This window comes from Rhizobium sp. 0TCS1.26 (assembly GCF_050455525.1).
Taxonomy (GTDB): domain Bacteria; phylum Pseudomonadota; class Alphaproteobacteria; order Rhizobiales; family Rhizobiaceae; genus Neorhizobium.
This window is the reverse complement of sequence record NZ_JBCIYV010000002.1, coordinates 1,071,920-1,096,452: the sequence shown is the minus strand read 5'-3', so window position 1 is coordinate 1,096,452 and position 24,533 is coordinate 1,071,920. Positions and strand designations below refer to the sequence as shown.

25 protein-coding genes are annotated in these 24,533 nt (G+C 63.5%); 12 read left to right on the top strand and 13 right to left on the bottom strand.

The annotated features are described in order from the left end of the window. Positions 1-345: 345 nt before the first annotated feature. Genes AAIH46_RS12540 through AAIH46_RS12530 form a run of 3 tightly spaced genes read right to left on the bottom strand, consistent with a single transcriptional unit; the run spans position 346 to position 3,069 of the window. Positions 346-1,215, bottom strand: a complete 870-nt coding sequence (locus AAIH46_RS12540; RefSeq protein ID WP_430306189.1) for an NAD(P)-dependent oxidoreductase — start codon at positions 1,213-1,215, stop codon at positions 346-348. Further along, positions 1,212-2,363, bottom strand: a complete 1,152-nt coding sequence (gene queG, locus AAIH46_RS12535; RefSeq protein WP_430306188.1) for a tRNA epoxyqueuosine(34) reductase QueG — start codon at positions 2,361-2,363, stop codon at positions 1,212-1,214. The genes AAIH46_RS12540 and queG overlap by 4 nt, the downstream gene beginning before the upstream one ends. A gap of 13 nt (positions 2,364-2,376) precedes the next feature. Continuing rightward, entirely contained in the window at positions 2,377-3,069 is a 693-nt protein-coding gene (locus tag AAIH46_RS12530; RefSeq protein ID WP_430306187.1) for a glutathione S-transferase family protein, read from the bottom strand. A gap of 155 nt (positions 3,070-3,224) precedes the next feature. Here AAIH46_RS12530 and AAIH46_RS12525 point away from each other — a divergent pair, with 155 nt between their 5' ends. Further along, positions 3,225-4,031, top strand: coding sequence for an undecaprenyl-diphosphate phosphatase (locus tag AAIH46_RS12525; RefSeq protein WP_430306186.1), 807 nt, complete (start codon positions 3,225-3,227; stop codon positions 4,029-4,031). 84 nt (positions 4,032-4,115) lie between these two features. Here AAIH46_RS12525 and AAIH46_RS12520 read toward each other — a convergent pair whose 3' ends face one another. From AAIH46_RS12520 to dnaN, 6 genes are all read right to left on the bottom strand, one after another. Beyond that, the gene (locus tag AAIH46_RS12520) at positions 4,116-4,271 is read right to left on the bottom strand and encodes a hypothetical protein (protein WP_430306185.1); all 156 of its coding nucleotides are present in this window, start codon (positions 4,269-4,271) and stop codon (positions 4,116-4,118) included. A gap of 227 nt (positions 4,272-4,498) precedes the next feature. Further along, complete coding sequence (locus AAIH46_RS12515; protein WP_430306184.1) at positions 4,499-5,479, bottom strand: complex I NDUFA9 subunit family protein; 981 nt, start codon at positions 5,477-5,479, stop codon at positions 4,499-4,501. A 139-nt stretch (positions 5,480-5,618) separates the two neighbouring features. Beyond that, positions 5,619-5,906: a DUF1330 domain-containing protein gene (locus AAIH46_RS12510; RefSeq protein ID WP_430306182.1), complete on the bottom strand. Its 288-nt coding sequence runs from the start codon at positions 5,904-5,906 to the stop codon at positions 5,619-5,621. A gap of 20 nt (positions 5,907-5,926) precedes the next feature. Continuing rightward, the gene (gene pyrF / locus AAIH46_RS12505) at positions 5,927-6,637 is read right to left on the bottom strand and encodes an orotidine-5'-phosphate decarboxylase (protein WP_430306181.1); all 711 of its coding nucleotides are present in this window, start codon (positions 6,635-6,637) and stop codon (positions 5,927-5,929) included. 171 nt (positions 6,638-6,808) lie between these two features. Next, complete coding sequence (gene pmtA / locus AAIH46_RS12500) at positions 6,809-7,402, bottom strand: phospholipid N-methyltransferase PmtA (RefSeq protein ID WP_430306180.1); 594 nt, start codon at positions 7,400-7,402, stop codon at positions 6,809-6,811. A 126-nt stretch (positions 7,403-7,528) separates the two neighbouring features. Next, positions 7,529-8,647, bottom strand: a complete 1,119-nt coding sequence (gene dnaN, locus AAIH46_RS12495) for a DNA polymerase III subunit beta (RefSeq protein WP_430306179.1) — start codon at positions 8,645-8,647, stop codon at positions 7,529-7,531. 264 nt (positions 8,648-8,911) lie between these two features. Here dnaN and rsmI point away from each other — a divergent pair, with 264 nt between their 5' ends. From rsmI to AAIH46_RS12450, 9 genes are all read left to right on the top strand, one after another. Continuing rightward, on the top strand, positions 8,912-9,823 hold the full coding sequence (gene rsmI, locus AAIH46_RS12490; RefSeq protein ID WP_430306178.1) for a 16S rRNA (cytidine(1402)-2'-O)-methyltransferase: 912 nt from the start codon (positions 8,912-8,914) through the stop codon (positions 9,821-9,823). Then, positions 9,813-10,181 carry a YraN family protein gene (locus AAIH46_RS12485; protein ID WP_430306177.1) on the top strand — a complete coding sequence of 123 codons (369 nt, stop codon included), beginning with the start codon at positions 9,813-9,815 and terminating at the stop codon, positions 10,179-10,181. The genes rsmI and AAIH46_RS12485 overlap by 11 nt, the downstream gene beginning before the upstream one ends. Positions 10,182-10,327: 146 nt before the next feature. Continuing rightward, complete coding sequence (gene ugpB / locus AAIH46_RS12480; protein ID WP_430306176.1) at positions 10,328-11,644, top strand: sn-glycerol-3-phosphate ABC transporter substrate-binding protein UgpB; 1,317 nt, start codon at positions 10,328-10,330, stop codon at positions 11,642-11,644. Between the two features lie 75 nt (positions 11,645-11,719). After that, positions 11,720-12,604 carry a sn-glycerol-3-phosphate ABC transporter permease UgpA gene (ugpA, locus tag AAIH46_RS12475; RefSeq protein ID WP_430306175.1) on the top strand — a complete coding sequence of 295 codons (885 nt, stop codon included), beginning with the start codon at positions 11,720-11,722 and terminating at the stop codon, positions 12,602-12,604. Between the two features lie 9 nt (positions 12,605-12,613). Next, positions 12,614-13,462: a sn-glycerol-3-phosphate ABC transporter permease UgpE gene (ugpE, locus tag AAIH46_RS12470; protein WP_430306174.1), complete on the top strand. Its 849-nt coding sequence runs from the start codon at positions 12,614-12,616 to the stop codon at positions 13,460-13,462. A 1-nt stretch (position 13,463) separates the two neighbouring features. Further along, entirely contained in the window at positions 13,464-14,591 is a 1,128-nt protein-coding gene (ugpC, locus tag AAIH46_RS12465) for a sn-glycerol-3-phosphate ABC transporter ATP-binding protein UgpC (RefSeq protein ID WP_430306173.1), read from the top strand. 115 nt (positions 14,592-14,706) lie between these two features. Further along, on the top strand, positions 14,707-15,216 hold the full coding sequence (locus AAIH46_RS12460; RefSeq protein ID WP_430306172.1) for a cupin domain-containing protein: 510 nt from the start codon (positions 14,707-14,709) through the stop codon (positions 15,214-15,216). Between the two features lie 77 nt (positions 15,217-15,293). Further along, positions 15,294-16,244, top strand: coding sequence for a glutathione synthase (gene gshB / locus AAIH46_RS12455; protein WP_430306171.1), 951 nt, complete (start codon positions 15,294-15,296; stop codon positions 16,242-16,244). Positions 16,245-16,401: 157 nt separating this feature from the next. Next, positions 16,402-17,934 carry a YifB family Mg chelatase-like AAA ATPase gene (locus AAIH46_RS12450; RefSeq protein ID WP_430306170.1) on the top strand — a complete coding sequence of 511 codons (1,533 nt, stop codon included), beginning with the start codon at positions 16,402-16,404 and terminating at the stop codon, positions 17,932-17,934. A 24-nt stretch (positions 17,935-17,958) separates the two neighbouring features. Here AAIH46_RS12450 and AAIH46_RS12445 read toward each other — a convergent pair whose 3' ends face one another. From AAIH46_RS12445 to dut, 3 genes are all read right to left on the bottom strand, one after another. Beyond that, positions 17,959-18,570, bottom strand: a complete 612-nt coding sequence (locus AAIH46_RS12445; RefSeq protein ID WP_430306169.1) for a LysE family translocator — start codon at positions 18,568-18,570, stop codon at positions 17,959-17,961. Positions 18,571-18,834: 264 nt separating this feature from the next. Further along, positions 18,835-19,752 carry a GNAT family N-acetyltransferase gene (locus tag AAIH46_RS12440; protein ID WP_430306168.1) on the bottom strand — a complete coding sequence of 306 codons (918 nt, stop codon included), beginning with the start codon at positions 19,750-19,752 and terminating at the stop codon, positions 18,835-18,837. Between the two features lies 1 nt (position 19,753). Further along, positions 19,754-20,224 carry a dUTP diphosphatase gene (gene dut / locus AAIH46_RS12435; RefSeq protein WP_430306167.1) on the bottom strand — a complete coding sequence of 157 codons (471 nt, stop codon included), beginning with the start codon at positions 20,222-20,224 and terminating at the stop codon, positions 19,754-19,756. A 99-nt stretch (positions 20,225-20,323) separates the two neighbouring features. On the opposite strand from dut, the gene AAIH46_RS12430 reads away from it, so the two are divergent. Together AAIH46_RS12430 and AAIH46_RS12425 are read left to right on the top strand one after the other, a co-directional pair. Beyond that, positions 20,324-21,907 (top strand): peptide chain release factor 3, encoded by a 1,584-nt coding sequence (locus AAIH46_RS12430; RefSeq protein WP_430306166.1) that lies wholly within the window; start codon positions 20,324-20,326, stop codon positions 21,905-21,907. A 181-nt stretch (positions 21,908-22,088) separates the two neighbouring features. After that, positions 22,089-22,751 carry a S24 family peptidase gene (locus tag AAIH46_RS12425; RefSeq protein WP_430306165.1) on the top strand — a complete coding sequence of 221 codons (663 nt, stop codon included), beginning with the start codon at positions 22,089-22,091 and terminating at the stop codon, positions 22,749-22,751. A 241-nt stretch (positions 22,752-22,992) separates the two neighbouring features. Here the strand turns inward: AAIH46_RS12425 and betC are convergent, their stop codons facing one another. After that, a complete protein-coding gene (betC, locus tag AAIH46_RS12420; RefSeq protein WP_430306164.1) occupies positions 22,993-24,507 on the bottom strand; it encodes a choline-sulfatase in 1,515 nt (504 codons plus the stop codon). Between the last annotated feature and the right edge of the window lie 26 nt (positions 24,508-24,533).

Genomic DNA, 24,533 nt, shown 5'->3' with positions numbered 1-24,533 from the left:
AAGCAGGGTCAAAAAAGGCAGAAACGTGGGCGTCGCGATCACGCAATATTAATGGATGTAACATTCGTGATAGGAAGCCGGCTAAGTAATACTACGTGTTCGGACGGAAAAAGTTCAACGGAATCAGTCATGAACTGGAATGGCATTCCGGCATGAATCGGGTCTGTCTCTGGATCACGAAAGAACGCGAAAAAAATTTGTTCGGCGGGTGCGAGAACTGCCTAAATTCAGCAAATTTCTGGGCACGTTGCCGCAGATCTTAAGAATGGATGACCGGATAGAGCCGCCAAGTAGGAATTTTCATCTTTTGAAGGGCGCCGATGTCTCGCCCGGAGATGGTGGGTTTCAGCCGCTCCAGCGGCCGCTCGTCCAGAGATCGCCAAGCGATGCGCGATATTCGGGATAGCGGAACCGAAACCCCAGGTTGCGGATCTTCCGGTTCGAGACACGCTTGTTCTCGCCGTAAAAGGAGCGCGCCATGGGCGTCAGTTCAGCCGTCTCGAACGCCTGTTCGGCGGGCGCTTCGATGCCCATCAGCCGTGCCGCTTCGCTCACCACATCCTGCGGTGGGGCCGGCTCGTCGTCGGTGATGTTGAAGATGCCGGATGCCTGCCGCTCGCTGAGAAAAAGGCTTGCCGCTCCGATGTCTTCGACCCGGATGCGGTTGAACACCTGGCCGGGCTTGACGAGACGCCGGGCGGTGCCCTGCGAAAGATTGACGAACCCGTTGCGTCCCGGGCCGTAGATGCCAGACAGGCGCAGCACCGCGACCGGAACATCGGCGCGCTTGCCGGCGTCGCACCAGCCGGTTTCGGCCGCTACGCGCTCGACGGAGCGTCTTGAGACAGGCCGGCATGGCGTCTCTTCATCCACCCAGGCGCCGCCGTGATCGCCATAGACGCCGACGGTGGACAGGTAGGCGGCCCAGCAAAGCTTGGGGAAATAGCGACGCAGGTCGCCTCCGGTCAGCATCAGCAGCGGATCGCCAGCCGATCCCGGCGCTATCGACTGGACCAGATGCGTCGCCTGCGCCATCGCCACTTCCAGCTCGGCAGACAGGCGCATGCCGTCAAACAGCAAAGGTTTGATATGCTGCTGCTGCAGGCTCTCCAGCCTGTCGGCGCTTCGGCTCGTGCCGGCGACCGCAAAGCCGGCTGCCCGGGCGTTCGCGGCGATCGCCTGGCCGGAGTACCCGGCGCCGAAGATCATCATCATGCGCCGCATTCCGCTCTCTGCCACTCGGCCTCCACCTCCGGCTCGTCCTGGTTCCGTGAAACGGCAAGCTGGCGGAACTGTTCCGGCCGCATCAGCCTCCCGAGCGCCCAGACTGCCATGCCGCGCACGACCGGCGAGCCGTCCTCCATGAGGCGAAGGCAGGGGTCGATCAGATCTTCCCTGCCTGAATTGCCGGCGGCGATCAGCACGTTGCGGACGAAACGGTCGCGGCCGATGCGCTTGACCGGCGAACCGCTGAAGAAACTTCGGAAGGCTGCGTCGTTGAGCGTCAGGAGAAAGGCGATCGACGGCTCCTTCAGATCCTCGCGCGCCTGCAGCTTCATCTCCGCGGCGCTGGCGGCAAACTTGTTCCACGGGCAGGCTGCCAGACAGTCGTCGCAGCCGTAGATGCGGTTGCCGATCAGCGGCCGTAGGGCAGGGTCGATCGGCCCCTTGTGCTCGATCGTCAGGTAGGAGATGCAGCGCCGCGCGTCGATCTTGTATGGCGCCGGAAACGCGTTTGTCGGGCAGGCGTCCAGGCAGGCGCGGCAGGAGCCGCAGTGATCGCGCTCGGCCTCGTCGATCTCCAGATCCGCCGTCGTGAACAGGCTGCCGAGGAAGAGCCAGGAGCCGTGGCTGCGGCTGACGAGGTTGGTGTGCTTGCCCTGCCAGCCAAGGCCGGCCGCTTCCGCCAGCGGCTTCTCCATCACCGGCGCCGTGTCGACGAACACCTTGACGTCCTCGCCGGCCCGCGCGGCAAACCGCGTCGCGACTTCCTTCAGCCGTCCCTTGATGACGTCGTGATAGTCACGATTGCGCGCATAGACGGAAATTGCCGCCCGATCGGTCTTCGACAGGATGCCGCGCGGATCTTCGTCCGGTCCGTAGTTGAGGCCGAACATGACGATCGAGCGCACGTCGCTCCAGAGCACCCGGGGATCGCCGCGTCGGGCCTGTGTCTCTTCCATCCACGACATGCTGCCGTGGCGGCCGGCGGCGATGAATTCGGCCAGCCGCTCGGGTGCCCTGGGGATCGCGTCCGGCAGCGTAACCCGACAGAGATCGAACCCCTGCGCCAATGCTTCCGCGCGCAGGAATGCCGTCAGCTTGCGTTTCCGCTCCGCCTGCTTGTCAGACGGTGCGGGCATCGCGGGCTGTGTGTCAGAAGTCGAGATCCGCATAGTGAGATACCGGCGTGATGCCGCGGATGCGCTCCGCGAGCAGCGGTCGGAAGGACGGCCGCGATTTCAGCCTCTGATACCACTCCTTGGCGACCGGTGTCTCCTGCCAATCGATCTCGCCCAGATAGTCGAGTACCGAGATGGAGGCCGCGGCAGCGAGATCGGCGTAGCTCAGCCGTTCGCCGGCAAGCCAGGTGCGCGATGCGGCAAGCCAGGAGAGATATTTCATGTGCTGGCGAATGTTGGCGCGCGACGTGCGCAGCACCTTGGAATCGGGCGCGCCGCCACCCTGCGCATTGCTCATCTGCAGCTTGTAGACGCGCTCGCGCGTCAGCGGCCGGGTCACGTCCTGTTCCATTTTCTGCAGGAACCACTCCGTCAGCCGGCGGATCTCGGCGCGCTGGAATGGATCCTCCGCCAGAAGACGCCTGTCGCGTTTCAGCACGCCGTGCGTCTCGTCCAGGAATTCGAGAAGCACAGAGGGACCGCACAGCACGCGCATGCTGTCGTCCACATAGACGGGCAGCGAACCGGACGGATTGAGAGCCAGGAACTCCCTGCGCTTTTCCCAGGTCTGCTCTTCGACCAGATCCGTCTGAAAGCCGTATTCCGCCAGTATCAGCCGGACGAAGCGCGACGCAGACGACATGGGATGATGATAGAGAGTGGGCATCGGTACTCGGAGTGGAAAATTGTTGCTATAAGCTTGAATCGCACGCGATCACCAAAGCCGGAATGTGGCTGACATAAGGCGGAGCGGTGGGTTTGGTAGGCCAATGTCGCGCTATACCCACTATAGTAATCATCCCTGTTAACAAAGGATCAAGAATGGCGGACCAGTCCATCGTCAGCGCCCTCGTCCTCGGACTCATTGAAGGCCTGACTGAATTCATCCCCGTCTCGTCGACCGCCCACGTGCTTTTGGCCGGCCAGTTTCTCGGCTTTCAGTCGCCCGGCAATACCTTCGCCGTTCTCATCCAGCTCGGCGCCATCCTGGCGATCCTGCTCGTCTATGCCCGCAAGCTCACCCAGATTGCCCTCAGCCTGCCGAGCAGCGTCCAGTCGCGCCGCTTCGTGCTGACGGTGCTTGTCGGCTTCCTGCCGGCTGCCGTCATCGGCGCATTGGCGCACGACTTCATCAAGACCGTCCTGTTCGAGACGCCGCTGTTGATCTGCGTCATGCTGATCGTCGGTGGTTTCATCCTTTTGGCCGTCGACCGGATGAAGCTCGAGCCGCGCTACACGGACGTGATGGATTATCCGCCGTCACTCGCCCTGAAGATCGGCTTCTTCCAGTGCCTGGCGATGATCCCCGGCACCTCGCGCTCGGGCGCGACCATTGTCGGTTCTCTGCTGCTCGGCACGGACAAGCGTTCGGCGGCGGAATTCTCGTTCTTCCTCGCCATGCCGACGATGGTCGGCGCCTTCGCGCTGGATCTCTACAAGAACCGCGACATCCTGAGCTTCGACGATCTCGGCATCATCGCCGTCGGCTTCGTCGCCGCCTTCGTGACGGCGCTCTTCGTTGTGCGCTTTCTTCTGGATTTCGTTGCCAGCCGCGGCTTTGCGCCGTTTGCCTACTGGCGTATCGCCGTCGGCACCGTCGGGCTGATCGCCCTGCTGGTCTTCAACTGAAGACAATCGTCTTGAGTGGGAACTTCTATAGCTCAGGCGGACCGGCCGGTCCGCCTCGAAGGCCCGAGGGCCAAAGGTGACGGCTCAGCGAGCCGTGATCGAACCCGTGCTGCACGGATCGACGCCATAGGCGGGTGCGCAGGCGGTCTTGTTGGCCGCAACCGTGCCAGGCGCCAGGAAGGAGCCTGCAAGAATAACCAGTGCCGCACACGCAAAAAACAGTGCGATGGACTTGCCCATGGAGGAATGCCTTTCGGAGAATGATGTGAGTGTCGCGGCGCTGACGAGGTCTCGCTCGGCTTCCGGGGTTTACGAGCCGTCGCCCAGGAATTCAATAGAGCAACTTGCTGAAGCCGCGGTTAACGCAAGCCTGTTGGCGGATGCGTCATTTGTGTCACATCAGGATGTTGGCATGTGACGCGGGTCTCAACGCCTGCCTCACATGCTCCGCTCCGAAACCGGGTGGCTCAGACGGCCTTGCCGGAATTGGTGAACTGGCCCTGCGGACGAAACTGCACGAGATAGCTCGGCAGGACGGTCTCGATCAGCGTCGGGCGGATGCCGAGGCTCTCGATCGTGCGGCCTTCCGCCTTGGCGGCATCCGACACGATATTGTCCTTCTTGAGAAGCGTCACCTGGTCGCTCGTCAGCGGCGGCGTAATGAGCGGCACCATCGAGGCGACGCTGCCCATCAAAGATGCAACGCCGAAGGGCAGCGAAATAAAGCGGCGCTTGCGACAAGTGACCTTCAGCACCAGTTCCAGACATTGCTTGAAGGTCAGGACTTCCGGCCCGCCGAGCTCATAGATCTTGCCGCCGGCAACCTTGCCGTCGACGGAGTTGCCGATGACCTCGGCGACATCGCCGACGAAGACCGGCTGGAACTTCGTCTTGCCGCCGCCGATCAGCGGCAGGAAGGGCATCATCCGCGCCATGTCGGCAAACTTGTTGAAGAAGCTGTCTTCCTTGCCGAACACGATCGACGGCCGCAGGATGACGACCTCGGGCAGGATCGACAGGATGGCGTCCTCGGCACGGCCCTTGCTGCGGCCGTAGGAGGAGGCGGACTTGGCATCGGCGCCGATAGCCGAGACGTGGGTGAGGCCTGCACCAGCGGCCCGGGCGGCTTCGGCCACGGCCTTGGCGCCGAACTCCTGCACGGAATCGAATGAGTTCTTGCCGCTTTCAAACAGGATGCCGACGCAGTTGACGACATGCGCGGAGCCGGAGACGGCCTGGTCGATGGACGCGCGGTAGCGCAGGTTCGCCTGGACCAGCTGGATCTGCCCGACATAGCCGAGCGGCCGCAGGAAGCCGGCGAGATCGGGACGGCGCACCGCGACCCGGATGCGGTAGCCGCGCTTGGCAAGTGCCCGAACCACATGCCGGCCGACGAAGCCCGAGCCCCCGAACACAGTGACGAGCGGCGGAAGATTGGACATGGTCATGGGAATGCTCCGAAAGCAGGTAGAATAGGGTGATCAGTCTCTAGCCTAATCGGTCGTCGAGGTGAAGCCTCGGCGTGGCCTGGCGTCACGCCGGGCCAAGATTTTGGTCCGCACTGCTGGATTGCGGGACGCTAGATCCTCAGACGCCCTCGACCACCACCATCTCCGCGTCGCCGACCTCCTGGCGGATCTTCGCGGCGATCTGGTATTCCGGGGAATTGTAGCAGTCGACGGCAGCCTGCATCGACGGGAACTCGATCACGACATTGCGGGCCCGTGAAGGACCTTCGAGTTCGGTGATCGCGCCGCCACGAGCGAGGAAATTGGCGCCGTATTTCTGGAAGGCCGGCTTGGCGGCGGCCACATAGTCCTTGTAACGCTCGGCATTGTGCACGTCGACGCGGGCGATCCAGTATCCCTTGGGCATTGTTGTCTCTCCTTTGGTTTTCAGGCGTCGTTGGCCGGCCAGAGGGCCTGGCGCATCTCGTCGAGGATGGCTTCCGCCGCCTGACGCGGGTCAGTGGCCTTGACGATGGGACGGGCGACGACGAGATGGCTCGATCCTGCCTTCAGGGCATCGAATGGTGTCACGACGCGCTTCTGGTCGCCGGCATCAGCGCCCTTGGGACGAATGCCGGGGGTGACGACCGCCATATCGGTGCCGACGATCTCGCGCACCGCGGAGGATTCCTCCGCCGAGCAGACGATGCCGCCCATGCCGGCCTCGCGCGCCTGCGCAGCTCGGGTCCGGACAAGCTCCGCAGGCGTCTGCGCATAGCCGGCCTCGGCAAGGTCAGCCGCGTCCATCGAGGTCAAAACGGTGACGCCGAGCAGGCAGAGGTCGGATCCCTTCGCGGCTTCCACGGCCGCGCGCATGGCCTTCGGATAGGCGTGCAGCGTCAGCATCGTCATGCCCATGCCGGCGATCGCCTCGACGCCCTTTGCCACCGTATTGTCGATGTCGAGCAGCTTCATGTCGAGGAAGATCTTCTTGCCGTCGCGGGCAAGATCGCGCGCCAGCTCCAGGCCACCGATGAAGGCCAGCTGGTGGCCGATCTTGTAGAAGGAGACGCTGTCGCCAAGCGTGGCGACCATGTCCTCGGCTTCCGCGATGGTCGGAATGTCGAGACCTACGATCAAGCGGTCGCGTGCGTTCATGTCGTCTCTCCCTGCGCTGATTTCACCGCCGTCCAGTCGCATGCGAACTGCAAATCGGCAAGGCAGGCACGGCGGACGACGCCGAAAAGATTGCGCGGCCGCTCGCAATTCTCAAGCCGGTCCGGCTGGCTCGTGAGGGCTTTCGCGAACCGGAAGCATCGAAACGTCCGGTCAGGGACGCGTGTAGGTCCACAGCTGAGCCGGCGGGATGTTGCGCACGACGAAGTCGTAATGCTTGATCTGGTAGCGGTCGGGTCTGGCGACGATCGGCGACACCGGGCCGTAGGTGATCTGTATCACCGGCCGGCCGGCTGGCATGCGGTCCAGCAGGTCCTCGAGAAGCGCGATGCGCCTCTCCATTGGAAAGCTCAGCATCGGGATCGCCGAGATCACCGAGTCGAACTGCTGGTCGCGCAGACTGCCGAGCGTATTCTGAAGGTCGAAAGCGTCGCCGTTGATGAACTGCACCTGCGGAAAGCTGCGCGTCAGATGCTGGTAGAAATCCGTCGAAAACTCGATGGAGACCAGTTTCTCAGGCGCGATGCCGCGCTCCAGAATCGCCTTCGTGATGATGCCGGTGCCGGGCCCGAGTTCGAGGACCGGCAGTCCCGACTGCGGCGTGATGACGCTTGCCATGCGCCGTGCCGTGACACCGGAGGTCGGCAGAATGGCACCGACGCGTTTCGGGCCGTCGATCCATCCCTTGAAGAAGCGGATTTCCTCGTCGAATTTCCGGCCAAGCCGCTCTTTCAAACGCAATTCCATCATGATCTCCACGCAACCTGCTCATGGCTGATTAAGGTAAGTGCGCCCCGATGACGCAAAATCAAGGAAAAATGTCGCATTCAAAAAAGGCGACAAAAAAAGGACCGGCGAACCGGTCCTTCTTCTTCAAACCCGCATGGGCATCAGAACATAGAGTGCATCGTCACCCGCCGTATCCCGCACCAGGGTCGGCGAGCCGGCGTCCGCGAGCATGAAAATCGCGTCCTCACCCGACAATTGGGCGGTGATGTCGAGAAGATATTTGGCGTTGAAGCCGATTTCCATGGCATCGCTGTCATAGCCGACCGCGACTTCCTCAGTCGCACTGCCCGAATCCGGGTTGTTGACGGTGAGCAGAAGCTGGCCCTCGCTGAGCGCCAGCTTCACGGCCCGCCCGCGCTCCGACGAGATGGTCGAGACGCGGTCGACCGCCTTGGTGAAGCTCTGGCAGTCGACGCGCATTTCCTTGTCGTTGCTGGTCGGGATGACGCGCTGGTAGTCGGGGAAGGTGCCGTCGATCAGCTTCGAGGTCATGACGATGCCGCCGATCGTCAGGCGGATCTTGGCGTCCGACACTTCCACCGTGACCATCGCTTCCGGGTTGTCGACGAGCTTTTGCAACTCGCCGACAGTCTTGCGGGGAATGATGATCCCCGGCATGCCTTCCGATCCTGACGGCGCCTCGATGTCGGCGCGGGCTAGCCGGTGACCGTCGGTTGCCACGGCGCGCAGCTTCAGCTTTCCGTCGGCTTCGATCGTGTGGAAGAAGATGCCGTTCAGGTAGTAGCGTGTCTCCTCGGTGGAGATGGCGAACTGGGTGCGGTCGATCAGCATCTTCAGATCGGTCGCCTTCATCTTGAAGGTATGCGTGAAGCTGCCGGCGGTCAGATCGGGGAAGTCGGTTTCCGGCAGGCACTGCAGCGAAAACTTGGAGCGCCCGGACTGCACCGTCATGCTGCCGCCGTCGGGATTGGTGGCGAGCCGCACTTCGGCGCCATCCGGCAGCTTGCGGACGATTTCGTAGAGGAGGTGCGCCGGGACGGTCGTCGCCCCGGCCTGCTCGACCATCGCCGGCAGTTCCTCGGTGATTTCGAGATCGAGGTCGGTCGCCTTCAAGGCCAAGTCGTTGCCTGCGGCCTTCAGCAGGACGTTCGACAGGATTGGGATCGTGTTGCGGCGCTCCACCACGCGATGGACGTGGTTCAGCGACTTCAGGAGGTTGGACCGCTCAAGAGTAATACGCATGGACGCTACCGCTTTCGACCGTGCCGGTCCAAGGGACCGAAGATTATGCTTGTCCGTCAGTCTGGCCGGACGATGTGGACGGGCAAAATGGCAGAGTTTCCCGCCGGAACGCAAGAGGCGCCGGTCCGGTGTTCCCGAATTTCACGTTGCGGCGCGGCATAGCGCACAGCTTTCCACGTCCGACGCCCGTGCTTGCGGTCCGGAGCCGGCTCCCGCATAACAGCGTCGAGGCCGCCAACGCCGGCCAGGTGATCGAGGACAGACGTGACGCAAGACGAGGACAAGACGGCGAGCCGCACCTATCGGGTTGCAAACGTGGCGGTACCCGCCCGTCCGATCGAGCCCGCGCTCTACCTGGTCGCAACGCCGATCGGCAATCTCGGCGACATAACGCTGCGCGCTTTGGAAACGCTTGCCGGTTCCGACGTGCTGGCCTGCGAGGATACCCGCGTCACCCGCGTCCTGCTCGACCGCTTTGGCATCACCGGTCGGCCCTATGCCTATCATGAGCATAACGCCAACGAAGTCGGGCCGCGGCTGATCAAGGCGCTCGACGAGGGGAAGTCGGTGGCGCTGGTGTCGGATGCCGGCACGCCGCTGGTCTCCGATCCGGGTTATCGGCTGGGGCAGCTGGCACTTGAGGCCGGCCATCGCGTCGTGCCCATTCCCGGTCCCTCGGCGCCGCTTGCTGCCCTGGTCGGCTCCGGCCTGCCTTCGGACGCCTTCCTGTTTGCCGGCTTCCTGCCGGTCAAGGAAAAGGGCAGGCGGGATAGGCTAGCCGAGCTGTCGAAGATCCCCTCGACGCTGATCTTCTTTGAATCGCCGCACCGCATCTCCGACACGCTGAGGATCGCCGCCGACGTGCTGGGGCCAGACCGCGCCGCCTGCGTCTGCCGCGAGCTGACCAAGACCTTCGAAGAGTTCCGTCGTGGCTCTCTCGGCGAACTCGCCGCCGAGTATGCCGATGCGACCGTGAAGGGCGAGATCGTCCTCGTCGTCGGCCCGCCGGCCTATGACGACATTCCGGCGGCCATCGACGTCGACATCATGCTGCGTGAGCTGGCGCAGTCGATGCCGGCCACCAAGGCGGCGGCCGAGGCAGCGCGGCTGACCGGCCTGTCGCGCAAGGACCTCTACCAGCGGCTGATCGAGCTGAAAGGTGCCGATGGCGGCTGACGATCCGATCGGCCGGCGTCGCAAGGCGGAGCGCCACGGGCGGTTCTCCGAATATGTCGCCGCGCTGTACCTGATCGCCAGAGGCTACCGCATCCTTGCCATGCGCTATCGGACGCCGGTGGGCGAGATCGACATCATCGCCCGCAAACGGGATCTGGTCGCCTTCGTCGAGGTCAAGGCACGCCGCCAGGAGATGCAGGCGATCGCTGCCGTGAGCGCTATGTCGCAGCGGCGGATCCGCGCGGCGAGCGATCTCTGGCTCGGCCGGCGGCGTGACGGACACCGTCTGTCGCAGCGTTACGACATCCTCGTGATCCGCCCCTGGCGTCTTCCACGGCACTTCCCGGACGCGTTCTGACGCGGCAACCTTGAATACTGCAAGCCCTGGAACGCCTTTTGGAGCCGATCCGGGACTGTAACAATGCCGTCATGGAACTGTTAAGGACCTGTCACGCAAGGAGGCTAAGCCACCCTCACCCAACCAGTGGAGAAGAGGGATAATCCATGTTCAAGAAGCTAGGCCTTGCCGTAGCCGCGCTCGCACTTTCCGCATCGACGTCGCTTGCCGCGACAGAAGTCACCTGGTGGCATGCCATGGGTGGCGAACTGGGAAAGAAGCTTGAGGAAATCGCCCAGAAGTTCAACGACAGCCAGGCCGACTACAAGGTCGTGCCGATCTACAAGGGTTCCTACCCGGAAACTCTGACCGCTGCGATCGCCGCCTTCCGCGCCAAGCAGCAGCCGGCAATCGTCCAGGTATTCGAAGTCGGCACCGGCACGATGATGGCCGCCAAGGGCGCTGTATACCCGGTCTACAAGCTGATGAAGGACGCAGGCGAGCCGTTCGACACGAAGTCGTTCCTGGCGCCGGTCGTCGGCTACTACTCCGATACCAGCGGCAACATCCTGTCCCTGCCGTTCAATTCGTCGACGCCGATCATGTATTACAACAAGGACGTCTTCAAGAAGGCCGGCCTGGATCCTGAGGTTGCTCCGAAGACCTGGAAGGAAGTCGAGGATTTCTCCAAGAAGATCGTCTCTTCGGGTGCCGCAAAGTGCGGCTTTACCTCGGCCTGGATCACCTGGGTTCAGACTGAAAATCTTTCGGCCCTGCACGACAAGCCCTTCGGCACGATGCAGAACGGCTTCGGCGGTCTCGGCACTGAGTTCACCTTCAATGGCGACGTCCAGATCAAGCACTGGGCGAACCTGAAGAAGTGGCAGGACGAGGGCCTCTTCAAGTATGGCGGCCCGGTGGGCGGCGACCAGGCGGCGACCATGTTCTATGCCCAGGAATGCGCCATGACGATGAACTCGTCGGCCGGCCGCGCGGGCGTCATCAACAACGCCAAGACCTTCACGCCGGGCTTCGCGCCGCTTCCCTACTATGACGATGTCACCAAGGAGCCGAAGAACTCGATCATCGGCGGTGCCACGCTCTGGGTGCTGAACGGCAAGGACGAGGCCACCTACAAGGGCGTCGCCAAGTTCTTCACCTACCTGTCGAAGCCGGAAGTTCAGGCCGATTGGCACCAGTACACGGGCTATCTGCCGATCACCAATGCCGCCTACGAGCTGGGCGAGAGCCAGGGCTACTATGCCAAGAACCCGGGCTCCGACATTGCGATCAAGCAGATCACCCGCGGCACGCCGTCTGAAAACTCCAAGGGTGTCCGCTTCGGCAACTTCACCCAGGTTCGCTCGGTCGTCGACGAAGAATTCCAGGCTCTCCTCGCCGGCAAGAAGGACGCCAAGCAGGCGCTCGACAGCGCCGTGACGCGCGGCAACCAGCTGCTGCGCGAATTCGAAGCCGCGAACTGACAGCCTCTGATCCGCGGGAGAGGGCCGGTCACCATGCCGGCCCTCTCTCCTTTAGGCTCGCTTGCGCAGGGCACCATGGAAACCAAACGCACCACCTTCGACGCACGACTGCTGCCCTATCTCCTGCTGGCGCCGCAGCTGCTGATCACCATTGTCTTCTTCATCTGGCCGGCGGCGCAGGCCGTCAAATCGTCGTTCGAGCGGGAAGATCCATTCGGCTTCTCGACCGTCTTCGTCGGTCTGACGCATTATCGCAACCTGCTGGCCGATCCGAACTACCTCGATGCGCTTGGGCGCACGGCGGTGTTTGCGATCTCGGTGACGGTGCTGTCGATGGTGCTGGGGCTTGCCTTTGCCGCAGCCGTCGACCGGCTGGTGCGCACGGGCCGTGTGTATACGACGCTGCTGGTCTGGCCGTATGCGGTGGCACCCGTCATCGCCGGGGTGCTCTGGTGGTTCATGTTCAACACGTCCACGGGCATTCTGCCCTACTATCTGCAGATCATCGGCATCCGCTGGGATCATGACCTGAACGGCACCCATGCGATGATCCTCATCATCATCGCCGCTGCCTGGAAGCAGATCTCCTACAATTTCCTGTTCTTCCTGGCGGGCCTGCAGTCGGTGCCGCAGTCGCTGATGGAGGCGGCCGCCATCGACGGGTCGGGTCCGGTCAAGCGGTTCTTCAACATCTCTCTGCCGCTGATCTCGCCGACCACCTTCTTCCTGTTCATCATCAACGTGAACTACACGATGTTCGATACCTTCCCCATCATCGACGCCACGACCGGCGGCGGCCCGGCGCAATCCACCACGACGCTCGTCTACAAGGTGTTCCAGGACGGCTATGTGGGGCTCAACATCGGCTCGTCCTCGGCGCAATCGGTGCTGCTGATGCTGATCGTGATGCTGCTGACATTCGTGCAGTTCCGCTATGTCGAACGCCGCGTGCAGTATTGAGGAACGACCATGGTTGAAAATCGCCCCTTCCTCACCTTTCTCACCCACGCCTTCCTGATCTGCGGCTTTCTGGTGGTGGCGTTTCCGGTCTATGTGGCGATCATTGCCTCGACGCATGACACCACGACGCTGGTCAGCACCTCGCTGCCGCTTCTGCCGGGATCGCATTTCATCGACAATTACCGGGAGATCCTGACCGGCGCCTCGGCGGCCAACGGGCTGCCGAACTATGCGCACATGGCGCTGAACTCGCTGATCATGGCGGTGGTCATTACGGTGGGCAAGATCGCTATCTCGATCCTGTCGGCTTTTGCCATCGTCTACTTCCGCTTTCCCTTCCGCCAGTTGGCCTTCTGGATCATCTTCGTGACGCTGATGCTGCCGGTCGAAGTGCGCATCATGCCGACCTACAAGATCGTCGCCGACCTCGGCATGCTGAACTCCTGGGCAGGGCTCACCATTCCGCTGATCGCCTCGGCCACGGCGACCTTCCTGTTCCGGCAGTTCTTCATGACCGTGCCGGACGAGATCATGGAGGCGGCGCGCGTCGATGGCGCCGGCCCGATGAAGTTCTTCCGCGATATCCTCTTGCCGCTGTCGCGCACCAATATCGGCGCGCTCTGCGTCATCCTCTTCATCTATGGCTGGGTGCAGTATCTCTGGCCCATGCTGGTGACGACCGATCCCGGCTATTACACGCTGATGATGGGCATGAAGCGCATGGTGACCGTTCAGGACGGCGTCATCGAGTGGAACCTGGTGATGGCCGGGGCCGTGCTGGCCATGCTGCCTCCCATCCTCATCGTCATCCTCATGCAGCGGCTGTTCATCCGCGGACTTACAGAAACGGAGAAGTGACATGGCGACCATCAACATAGCCGATGTCTCAAAGGTCTATACGGGCGGAGTGAAGGCCGTCGACGCGGTCTCGATCGATATCGCCGACGGCGAGTTCATCGTGCTGGTCGGCCCGTCAGGCTGCGGCAAGTCCACCCTGCTGCGCATGGTTGCCGGACTGGAGGCGATCAGTGGCGGAGAGGTGTCGATCGGCGGACGTGTCGTCAATCGCATGGAGCCCGCCGAACGCGACATCGCCATGGTGTTCCAGAACTACGCGCTCTATCCGCACATGACGGTTCGCCAGAACCTCGAATACGGGCTGAAGAACCGCGGTACGCCGAAGACGGAAATCGAAGCCCTGGTTGCAGAAGCCGCCCGCATGCTGGAGATCACGCCGTATCTGGAGCGCAAGCCCAGGGCGCTGTCCGGCGGTCAGCGGCAGCGTGTCGCCATGGGGCGCGCAATCGTCCGCAAGCCCGCCGCCTTCCTGTTCGACGAGCCGTTGTCGAACCTCGATGCCAAGTTGCGCGTGTCGATGCGCGGCGAGATCAAGCGCCTGCAGCGTCGGCTCGGCACCACCTCCATCTATGTCACCCATGATCAGCTGGAAGCCATGACGCTGGCCGACCGGCTGGTGGTGCTGAACGGTGGCCGCATCGAGCAGATCGGTTCGCCGCTCGAGGTCTATCACGCTCCGGCATCGACCTTCGTTGCAAGCTTCATCGGCGCCCCGGCCATGAACCTGATCTCCGGCGAGCTTCACGGCAACCGGCTGGCGATCGGCCCGGCAGCGATCGAGCTCGACCAAGCGCCGACCTCCGGCGCGGTGATGGTGGGCGTCAGGGCGGAGGATCTGCGGGTCGCCAGAGACGGCGAGGATTTCCTGCCGTTCCGTCTCGATTATGTCGAAGAGCTCGGCTCGCAGCGTCTCGTGCACGGACAGGTGGGCGACCAGAAATTGACGGCGGCGCTGTCGCCGGAAACTCCGGTGGCGGAGGACATGCGGCTCGCCTACGATACGCAGCGCCTGCATTTCTTCGGTGCGGCCGATGGCCGACGCATCGGCCCGGCCGTCATCCGTGCAACGCCGGTTCCGGAAATGGTGCCTTCGCCGTTGCTGTCATCAGAGTTAGATCCGGTGACCTGAAGGCGAAGCAGGGCTGCCGTCGTGATGCGCAGGATCGATAAAATGCAAGCGATCCTGACAACCTTGCGCTGAAACTCAGGTGTTACCCTCTGCCGGTCCGGGATAAGGGGGTCACATGGTTTTGAAACTGGCACTCGCGGGGGCGATCGCTCTTGCCTATCGCAGCCGCACCAGTGCGCCAGGCGGCGGCGTCCCGCCGTTCATCGGTGCCTCGGCGGAAGCCCTGGCGCGGGAGCTGCAGCCGGCGCCGATCGAACCCGCCTGGATCCTCGACGGCACCCCGCAGGCCCGTGTCGTCTCGCACTCGACGACCGCCGACAAATGTTCGGCTACGGCCATCTGGGACTGCACGGCGGGCACCTTCCGCTGGTTCTTCGGCGACGACGAGACGGTGGTCATCCTCGACGGCGAGGTGTCGATCACCGCCGAGGACGGCACCCAGCGACTGCTGCGCGCGGGAGACATCGGCTACTTCAAGGCCGGCACCTGGGCGACCTGGCGCATCGACCGCTACGTTCGCAAGATCGCCTTCATGCGCCAGCCTATCTGGATGCCGCTCGCTCTTGTCTACCGGGTCCGCAACCGTGTTCGCCGTGCCCTGAAGGGTGGCGGGCTCGGCCTCTAGAAGCCTTCCGATCTCTACCGTTGCCTTCGCTTGCCCGTCGTCCTACATCTGGCGGGCAATCTGACAAGGGACAGGGTATGGCCAAGATCCGCACAATCGCATTCCAGATGGACCACGTGTCCAGCATCAACATTGCCGGCGATTCGACCTTCGCCATGGCGCTGGAAGCGCAGGCCCGCGGCTACGAGCTGTTCCACTACACGCCCGACCGGCTGACCATGCGCGACGGCAGGATCTTCGCCTCGATCGAACCGATGCAGCTGCGCGACGAGAAGGGCAGCCACTTCACCCTCGGCGAGCGACAGCGGGTCGATCTGTCGACCATCGACGTGATCATGCTGCGCCAGGATCCGCCCTTCGACATGGGCTACATCACCTCCACGCATCTTCTCGAACGGCTGCACCCGAAGACGCTGGTGGTCAACGACCCGGCCTGGGTGCGCAATTCGCCGGAAAAGATCTTCGTCACCGAGTTCGCCGACCTGATGCCCGCGACGCTGATCTCGCGCGACCCGGCCGAGATCGCCAGCTTCCGCGATGAGATCGGCGACATCATCCTGAAGCCGCTCTACGGCAATGGCGGCGCCGGCGTCTTCCATTCGGCCCGCGACGACCGCAATTTTACCTCGCTGCTCGAAATGTTCGGCCAGATGTATCGCGGCGAGCCCTACATCGCCCAGGCCTACCTGCCGGCGGTCCGCAAGGGCGATAAGCGCATTCTGCTGGTCGACGGCGAGCCGGTCGGTGCGATCAATCGCGTGCCGGCAGAGACTGACAGCCGCTCCAACATGCATGTTGGCGGCCGCGCCGAGCCGACCGAACTGACGGCGCGCGAGAAGGAGATCTGTGCCCGCATCGGCCCGGCGTTGCGTGAACGCGGCTTCCTGTTCGTCGGCATCGACGTGATCGGCGACGTGATGACCGAGATCAACGTCACCTCGCCGACCGGCATCCGCGAGGTCAAGAAGTTCGGCGGCGCCGACGTCGCGTCGCTGCTGTGGGATGCGATCGAAGCCAAGCGCGGCTGACCGCCAAACCCGCACCGGATCGTCGGCGTGCTGCGCGCCACGAATTGTTCCGCAAATGTTCTTGTACTCAACCATAAACTGTGGTTGGATTGTACTTGCGCGTCTTGGAGGCCAGTGCGGGTTCTGACCAAGCGCTGGAACGCGGGGCAGGTGGCACATGGTGGCGCGGGTCAGTACGGTGGCATTCCAAGGCATCGAAGGCGTGCCCGTCGATGTTCAGGTCATGATCGGGCCGGGCAAGCTTAACATGCACATCGTTGGTTTGCCGGATAAGGCGGTCGCCGAAAGCCGTGAACGGGTTCAGGCGGCGCTGCATGCTTCAGGTCTGGCACTGCCGCCGAAAAAGGTCACCGTGAACCTTGCGCCGGCGGATCTGCCGAAGGAAGGCTCCCATTACGACCTGCCGATTGCGCTGGGGCTGATGGCGGTGCTCGGCGCCATACCGGCCGATGCGCTGGCTGGCTATGTGGTGCTGGGCGAACTCAACCTCGATGGAACGCTGGCGCCGGTGGCCGGTGCCCTGCCGGCGGCGATCGGGGCCAACGGTCTCGGCAAGGGGCTGATCTGCCCAGCCGACAGCGGTGCGGAGGCCGCCTGGGCGGGTCCGGACATGGATATCCTTGCGCCGCGCAGCCTGATCGCGCTCGCCAATCATTTTCGCGGCACCCAGGTCCTGACGCGGCCGCAGCCGGCAATCCGCACGCCGGCGACGAACCTGCCGGATCTTGCCGACATCAAGGGCCAGGAGAGTGCCAAGCGGGCGCTGGAGGTGGCGGCGGCCGGCGGGCATAACCTGCTGATGATCGGGCCACCCGGTTCTGGCAAATCGATGCTTGCCGCCCGCCTGCCGTCCATCCTGCCGCCGCTGGAGGCCGCCGAACTGCTGGAGGTGTCGATGATCCACTCGATCGCCGGCCAGCTGTCGGGCGGCAAGCTGTCCGACCGTCGACCGTTCCGCACACCGCATCACTCGGCAACCATGGCGGCGCTGGTCGGCGGCGGGCTGCGCGCAAAACCCGGCGAGGCCTCGCTTGCCCATCACGGGGTGCTCTTCCTTGACGAGTTTCCGGAGTTCTCGCCGCAGGTGCTGGATGCGCTGCGCCAGCCGCTGGAGACGGCGCAGTGCGTGGTGGCAAGAGCCAATTACCGCGTCACCTACCCGGCCAGCATCCAGCTGGTGGCGGCGATGAACCCGTGCCGGTGCGGCATGGCCGGCCAGCCGGGGCATGTCTGCGCCCGGGGCGACCGCTGCCTCACCGAATATCAGGGGCGCATCTCCGGGCCGCTGATGGATCGCATCGACATCCGCATCGAGGTGCCGGCGGTCTCGGCGTCCGATCTCATCCGCCCGCGGCCGGCCGAAGCCAGTGCCGAGGTGGCAGCCCGTGTTGCGCGGGCCCGCGAACGGCAGCGCCAGCGTTTCATCGAGGCCGGACTGCCGGGCATCGGCACCAATGCCCGTTGCTCGACCTCGCTGATCGAGGGGTTCGCAGAACCCGATGCAGCAGGGCTGCAATTGCTGCGTGACGCGGCGGAAAAACTGAAGTTCACCGCCCGCGGCTATCACCGGGTGCTGAAGGTGGCGCGGACGCTTGCCGATCTCGACGACATGCACCGTGTCGGGCGCATTCACCTGGCCGAGGCGATTTCCTACCGGATGGCGGGCGAAAGGATGACGGCGGCGGCCTGAGCGAGTACGCCGGACACGCGCTGCTCAGCGGGCAGCGATATAGGCGGCCGTGCCGGCGAGAATGCTGGCTGCAGACCGATTGAGAAGTTTCAATGCGCTCGGTTTCTTGAGGAGGATGCGTGCCTTGGAGGCCAGCAGGATATAGGGCAGCAGGACTGCCATCAAGACGACGAAGGTCAGCGCCACCAGGGCTGCGTAGTCGCGCGGTCCGATGGACTGCAGAGGGATGAGGGTGGGCACCAGCGCCACGTAGAACAGCATGGTCTTCGGATTGCCGAGCGTCACCAGCAGGCCGGAGAGAAAGGAAAGGCCAATGCTTGGCGCGCTCTGCGCCTTGATCTCCTGCGGCAGGAGACCGGCCGTCCAGAGCTTCCACGCGATGTAGATGAGGTAGGCCGCACCGGCATACTTGATGATCAGGAAAGGCGTGGTGAAATTCTGCGCCACGATGGCGAGGCCCAAAATGACGGCGGTCAGATAGACCAGGTCGCCGAGGATGAGGCCAAGTCCCATGAAGAGGGTGGGGCGGAAGCCGGACCCGAGCGCGCGCGCCACGATGGCAGTCATGCCGGGCCCCGGAATGGCGGCTGCGATGAAAAGCGCGCCGGCATAAGCAATGAGTGTGGTGATTGTCATGAAGGGGCCCTCGCCGTCGGATCCTCCATGGCAGGCAAACGGGCGCCGCGCAATATGCTGCCGCTGGCGGATCGATGGACGCACGTGGGAGGTCATATGCCGGACCCCAGCGGTTGCCGCTCCGGTGCTGACGACGTCGGAAGAGGAGACCCAACGGTGAACATGTCAGATTGGCCTCGCGCGGCGATCATTTCGGCCGCGCCTGCGCATGGTGAAGTGGACAGAAGGCGGTGCCGCAGCAGATCCATCACGCTGAGCACGTGGTCAGAAATCGGCCATTGGTGAGAGCTTCACGGAGCCGTGCGGCAGTGCCATGGGGAGGCTCCACATCATCAGCACGGTTGCGCCTTCGTCGGGCTCGGCGCGCGCGTCCCATGGCTGTCCGTCAGCGCAGATCCTGTCTGTCGGGAAATTAACATCGACATGCGTCGCCATGGGAGCAGTTGCCCCGATCAGGGTGCCGAGCGAGGGAATGGCCGCGCCCACCACATCGAGAAGCGAAAGCCGTTCGTCATTCGTCAGCTCGCTGGCGAGGACACAGTGCTCCTGCTCCATCCAGTGCAGCGAGATGGACGGGGAGAGCCAGGCGTTGAGCAGGAACATGTGAGACTGGTCGAGGACTGCGAACCGGTCCGACACTGGCTGGCGGCAACGGAGCGCCTCGCAGATCAGCGCGAGATCGCCCGGCTGACGTATGTCCAGGCGACGGGCGGGCGGGATCCCGCCCGGCAGAGCCGGAACCGGGCCTGAGAAGCGCCACTGCGGCACGGTCCGGAAGCCGAGAGGCTGGTACAGTGCAGGATGCCGTGTGGTGAGGAGGATCGTCTCGAAGCCCGCCGCACGGCAGCGGTCGAAGGTGATCTGCATCAGGTCGCGGAACAGGCCGCGGCCGCGCCATTCCGGCCGCACCGCGCCGGATTGCCAACCGGCGGCTTTGATATGCTTCCCGTCCATCATCATAGGCATTGAAAAGGCGCTGAGATTGGCGATGCATCGTCCGTCTGCATCGAAGTAGCCCGTCGGCATGCTTGTCGGATCGGGGCCGCCAAGCACGGTCAGGGGCGAGACATCGAAGCGGAATATGTCGAACAGCAGGTCGCAGAAGGCGCGCCAGGCGAGCGGATCGCCGAAGTAGTCAGAACGCAGCACGAGGCCGTTGCTGTCGCAGGACCGCCCACGCATCTCAAACCCCGGTGGAGCCGAAGCCGCCGGCGCCGCGCTCGGTGTCGCTCGCCTGTCTCGTCTCGATCACCTGCACCTGCGTAACGGGCGCCACCACCATCTGGGCGATGCGCATGCCGCGGCTGATTTCGAAATTTTGGTCCCCGAGGTTGACCAGCAGCACCTTCACCTCGCCGCGATAGTCGCTGTCGATGGTACCCGGCGTGTTGAGGCAGGTGATGCCGTGCTTGAAGGCAAGCCCGGAGCGCGGCCTGATCTGCGCCTCGAAGCCGTGCGGGATCTCGACGATGAAGCCGATCGGCACCAGCGCGCGCTTCCCCGGTTCAAGCGTCATCGTCTCGCCATCGCCGAGTGCGGCCCGCAAGTCCATGCCGGCGGCGCCCGCCGTCTCGTAGGCCGGCAGGTCGAGCCCATCGGCATGCGGCAGGCGGATGACGGAGAGCCGGGGCGTGGAGGAAGCGTGCATATTCATGATCCCATTTGCGGACCCGGGGCTTGCGGGGTCAAACACGAATTGAAAGTTATCCACGGAGTCGCTAGATACGCGGCAACTCAAAGGATTTTCTGACCCATGGCCGAAAGCATTGCAGAGGCGGTTTCCCGCCGCCGCACCTTCGCGATCATCGCCCACCCAGACGCGGGCAAGACGACGCTGACCGAAAAGCTGCTGCTGTTCGGCGGTGCCATCCAGCTTGCCGGCGAGGTCAAGGCCAAGAAGGACCGCATCCAGACGCGCTCCGACTGGATGAAGATCGAGCGCGAACGCGGCATCTCGGTCGTAACCTCGGTGATGACCTTCGAGTTCGACGGCAATGTCTTCAACATTCTCGATACGCCCGGCCACGAGGATTTTGCCGACGACACCTACCGTACGCTGACGGCAGTGGATGCCGCGGTCATGGTCATCGACGGCGCCAAGGGCATCGAGCCGCGGACGCTGAAGCTGTTCGAGGTGTGCCGCATGCGCGACATCCCGATCATCACCTTCGTCAACAAGATGGACCGCGAGGCCCGCGATACGTTCGAAATCCTCGACGAGGTGGAAGAGAAGCTGGCGCTGGATACGGCGCCGGTCACCTGGCCAGTCGGCCGCTCGAAGAACTTCTGCGGCTCCTACAATCTCGCCGACAATACGTTCCGTGGCAGCGATACGCAGGTGGAGGGCCAGCCGGTCAATGGTCCGCAGACCGTTGCCGAGCATCTGCCGGAAAACGAGCGTGCGGCCTTCATCGACGAGTTGGAGCTGGCCCGCGAAGCCTGCCGCCGCTTCGATCGTCAGGCATTCCTCGAAGGCCATATGACGCCGGTCTTCTTCGGCTCGGCGCTGCGCAATTTCGGCGTCCGCGATCTGATCAATGCGCTTGGCGATTTCGCGCCGCCGCCGCGCGACCAGGTGGCCGACGTGCGCAAGGTGCATGCGGCGGAAGACAAGATGACTGCCTTCGTCTTCAAGATCCAGGCTAACATGGATCCCAACCACCGCGACCGTATCGCCTTTGCCCGTATCTGCTCCGGCAAGCTGGAGCGCGGCATGAAGGCAAAGCTTGCCCGCACCGGCAAGCTGATGGGGCTGACGGCTCCGCAGTTCTTCTTCGCCTCGCAGCGCCAGCTGGCCGATACCGCCTATGCCGGCGATGTCGTCGGCATCCCAAACCACGGGACGCTGCGCATTGGTGACACGCTGACCGAGGGCGAAGCGCTGGTCTTCCAGGGTGTGCCGAACTTTTCGCCGGAAATCCTGCGCCGCGTGCGGCTGGAGGATGCGATGAAGGCGAAGAAGCTGAAGGAAGCACTGCAGCAGATGGCCGAAGAGGGCGTCGTGCAGCTGTTCTCGCCGGAGGATGGCTCGCCGGCGATCGTCGGGGTGGTCGGCGCGCTGCAGCTCGACGTGCTGAAGGAACGGCTGCAGGGCGAATACACGCTGCCCGTCTCGTTCGAGATGTCGCGTTTTTCCGTCTGCCGCTGGATTTCGTCCGATCAGCCGGCGGAGCTCGACAAGTTCCTGACCGTCAAGCGCGGCGATATCGCCCGCGACCTCGATGGCGATCCGGTGTTTCTGGCGCAGGACGCGTTCTCGCTACGCTACGAGTCGGAGCGCTATCCGGCGATCAGGATGGTGGCGATCAAGGAGTACCAGGTCGCCAGCGCGGCGTGATACTCCTGCGTCGGGAGCGGCCAAGTCGCTTTCCGGATACCCTCTTCCATATCTTGCATCCTTCGGCTCCCGGTCGTTCGTCGAGGTCGCAAGATCTGACAAATTTTTGAAAACCAGCCAGTTTGTTTGTTTGGCCTGAAGATGCTTTGTTATCAGCGCAAAGAAACAAGAGGGCAAACGTTTGGACACCCCACTTACACGCCTGCTCAAGACGAAACTAAATGCTGTCCTTGGTGGCAACGAGAGCGAACTCGCGCGCCTAGTCGGCACCAGTCAGCAGAACATCAACAATTACCTCACTGGACGCGTCCGCAAGCCACAGTACCGCCAGGCAGTGAACAAGGTCCTGGGGATTCGCGACGACGAGTGGCTGACGACTGCAGGCATTTCCGTCGAGCCAAATGCTAAACCGCAGGGGGCGCTGCGCCCGCCTGCCTCGGCCGGCCAGATGGTTCCGGTCCTCGGCGAAGCGGTTGGAGTGGCGGATGGAGTCTACCTGTTCAATGGTACGGTACTTGACTATGTCGCCTGCCCGCCATCACTCAAGAGCGTTCTAGGCGCCTATGCCGTCTTCATCTATGGCGAATCCATGTCGCCGCGCTACCGCCCTGGCGAAACTGTATGGGTCCACCCGCGCAAGCCAGCCCGGCATGGCGACGACGTGATCGTCCAGACCATTCCGCCTGACGGCGCTGGGTTCCCGCCGTTGGGTTATGTGAAGGAGTTCGTTGGCTGGCAAGAGAACCGCCTTATACTGCGCCAATATAGCCCAGATGGACGCTTAGAGTTTGACCGAACCGAGGTCCTATCCGTACATCCGATAGTACTGGCCAGCCGAGACTGAAGCCGCCCACCGGAATAGATGCCCCTCTACAAATGTCGCACCGTTTATAGACTTTGTCACTCTGAACGAGCATGTTCTCCCCACGGCAAACCAGCATGCACGCGACATGGCCACGTCGGCTCCGGGGAGCTTCCCGTCGCCGAAGTGTTCGAGTAATAGCCAGCCGCCGGCCTGCAGCAGCGGACCAGGGCGGCCGGCACTACTGCCCACTGGCTAAGCCTGCCTCCTCGCCTCGGCAGCGTTACTCTCCCCGCGGAAACCGCTGGTTCTCCTCCAGCACGTTGAGATCCATGTGGTTGCGCATGTAGCGCTCCGACGCCTTTTGCAGCGGCTGATAATCCCAGGGGAAATAGGCGCCGTTGCGCAGTGCCGGATAGACCACCCAGCGGCGCGCCTGGCTCTCGCGGACAGCTTCGTCGAAGCGCTGCAAATTCCACCGTTCGAGCATGGTCGCGGTCATGCGTGCCAGCGTCTCGTAATGGTCGGAGCTTTCCGCCAGGTTTCGTCGCTCGTGCGGATCGCTCTCGAGGTCGAACAGCAGCGGCGGATCCGCCTCGCAAAGCGTCAGCTTGAACCGTCCGTCGCGCAGCGCGACGAGCGGCGCTATGGAGCCTTCGGCCGCATACTCCATCGGCACGGCGGTCCGCGAACCGCTGCCGGTCGCAAGCGGCGCAAGATCCTCGCCATCCGTCCAGCGGGCGAGCGAGGCGATGTCGATGCCGGCAAGTGCCGCGAGGGTCGGCGTCACGTCGAGCGTCGAGACCGGCTGTTCGACGAGTGCCGGCTGCCAATCGGGCGCCGCGATCATCAGCGGCACGCGCGCCGAGCCGTCGAAGAAGCACATCTTGAACCACAGGCCCTTCTCGCCCAGCATGTCGCCATGGTCCGAAACGAAGAGGACGATAGTGTCCTCGGTCATTCTCGTCCGCTCCAGCACGTCCAGAAGCTCGCCGATCTTGTCGTCGACATAGGAGATGTTGGCGAAATAGCCCTGGCGGGCGCGGCGGACCTGCTCGCGGCTGATGTCGAAGGCGCGGAAGTCGCAGGCCTCCAGCAGCCGCTGGGAATGCGGGTCCAGCTCGTCGAACGACAAGTCGCCGTCCTTCGGGTCGAGCTCGGCACAGTCCTCGTAGAGGTCCCAGTATTTGCGGCGCGCCACGTAAGGGTCGTGCGGATGCGTGAAGCTCACCGTCAGGCACCAGGGGCGGTCGTCCTGTCGGCGCGACAGATCGTAGAGCTTGCGGCAGGCGTGGTAGGCGACCTCGTCGTCATACTCCATCTGGTTGGTGATTTCCGCGACCCCGGCGCCGGTCACCGAGCCGAGATTGTGGTACCACCAGTCGATGCGTTCGCCGGGCTTGGTATAGTCCGGCGTCCAGCCGAAATCGGCGGGATAGATGTCGGTGGTCAGCCGTTCCTCGAACCCGTGCAACTGGTCCGGGCCGACAAAGTGCATCTTGCCCGACAGTGCCGTGTGGTAGCCGGCGGCCCGCAGATGGTGCGCATAGGTCGGGATGTCCGAGGCGAATTCCGCCGCGTTGTCATAGACACGTGTGCGGCTCGGCAGCTGGCCCGACATGAACGAGGCGCGGGCGGGGGCGCAGAGCGGGCTTGCGGTATAGGTGTTGGCGAAGCGGACGGATCGCTGCGCCAAGGCTTTCATATGCGGCGCATGCAGGAAATCCGCAGGCCCATCGGGAAACAGCGTACCATTCAACTGGTCCACCATCAGTATCAGAACGTTCGGCCGGCTCATGGGGTTTCCTGCTGCCTTGGGGTGAG

Coding starts and splice junctions, on each gene's coding strand:
- AAIH46_RS12540 (WP_430306189.1), bottom strand. CDS start 1,215: ATGATGATGATCTTCGGCGCCGGGTACTCCGGCCAGGCGATCGCCGCG.
- queG (WP_430306188.1), bottom strand. CDS start 2,363: ATGCCCGCACCGTCTGACAAGCAGGCGGAGCGGAAACGCAAGCTGACG.
- AAIH46_RS12530 (WP_430306187.1), bottom strand. CDS start 3,069: ATGCCCACTCTCTATCATCATCCCATGTCGTCTGCGTCGCGCTTCGTC.
- AAIH46_RS12525 (WP_430306186.1), top strand. CDS start 3,225: ATGGCGGACCAGTCCATCGTCAGCGCCCTCGTCCTCGGACTCATTGAA.
- AAIH46_RS12520 (WP_430306185.1), bottom strand. CDS start 4,271: ATGGGCAAGTCCATCGCACTGTTTTTTGCGTGTGCGGCACTGGTTATT.
- AAIH46_RS12515 (WP_430306184.1), bottom strand. CDS start 5,479: ATGACCATGTCCAATCTTCCGCCGCTCGTCACTGTGTTCGGGGGCTCG.
- AAIH46_RS12510 (WP_430306182.1), bottom strand. CDS start 5,906: ATGCCCAAGGGATACTGGATCGCCCGCGTCGACGTGCACAATGCCGAG.
- pyrF (WP_430306181.1), bottom strand. CDS start 6,637: ATGAACGCACGCGACCGCTTGATCGTAGGTCTCGACATTCCGACCATC.
- pmtA (WP_430306180.1), bottom strand. CDS start 7,402: ATGGAATTGCGTTTGAAAGAGCGGCTTGGCCGGAAATTCGACGAGGAA.
- dnaN (WP_430306179.1), bottom strand. CDS start 8,647: ATGCGTATTACTCTTGAGCGGTCCAACCTCCTGAAGTCGCTGAACCAC.
- AAIH46_RS12485 (WP_430306177.1), top strand. CDS start 9,813: ATGGCGGCTGACGATCCGATCGGCCGGCGTCGCAAGGCGGAGCGCCAC.
- ugpB (WP_430306176.1), top strand. CDS start 10,328: ATGTTCAAGAAGCTAGGCCTTGCCGTAGCCGCGCTCGCACTTTCCGCA.
- ugpA (WP_430306175.1), top strand. CDS start 11,720: ATGGAAACCAAACGCACCACCTTCGACGCACGACTGCTGCCCTATCTC.
- ugpE (WP_430306174.1), top strand. CDS start 12,614: ATGGTTGAAAATCGCCCCTTCCTCACCTTTCTCACCCACGCCTTCCTG.
- ugpC (WP_430306173.1), top strand. CDS start 13,464: ATGGCGACCATCAACATAGCCGATGTCTCAAAGGTCTATACGGGCGGA.
- AAIH46_RS12460 (WP_430306172.1), top strand. CDS start 14,707: ATGGTTTTGAAACTGGCACTCGCGGGGGCGATCGCTCTTGCCTATCGC.
- gshB (WP_430306171.1), top strand. CDS start 15,294: ATGGCCAAGATCCGCACAATCGCATTCCAGATGGACCACGTGTCCAGC.
- AAIH46_RS12450 (WP_430306170.1), top strand. CDS start 16,402: ATGGTGGCGCGGGTCAGTACGGTGGCATTCCAAGGCATCGAAGGCGTG.
- AAIH46_RS12445 (WP_430306169.1), bottom strand. CDS start 18,570: ATGACAATCACCACACTCATTGCTTATGCCGGCGCGCTTTTCATCGCA.
- AAIH46_RS12440 (WP_430306168.1), bottom strand. CDS start 19,752: ATGCGTGGGCGGTCCTGCGACAGCAACGGCCTCGTGCTGCGTTCTGAC.
- dut (WP_430306167.1), bottom strand. CDS start 20,224: ATGAATATGCACGCTTCCTCCACGCCCCGGCTCTCCGTCATCCGCCTG.
- AAIH46_RS12430 (WP_430306166.1), top strand. CDS start 20,324: ATGGCCGAAAGCATTGCAGAGGCGGTTTCCCGCCGCCGCACCTTCGCG.
- betC (WP_430306164.1), bottom strand. CDS start 24,507: ATGAGCCGGCCGAACGTTCTGATACTGATGGTGGACCAGTTGAATGGT.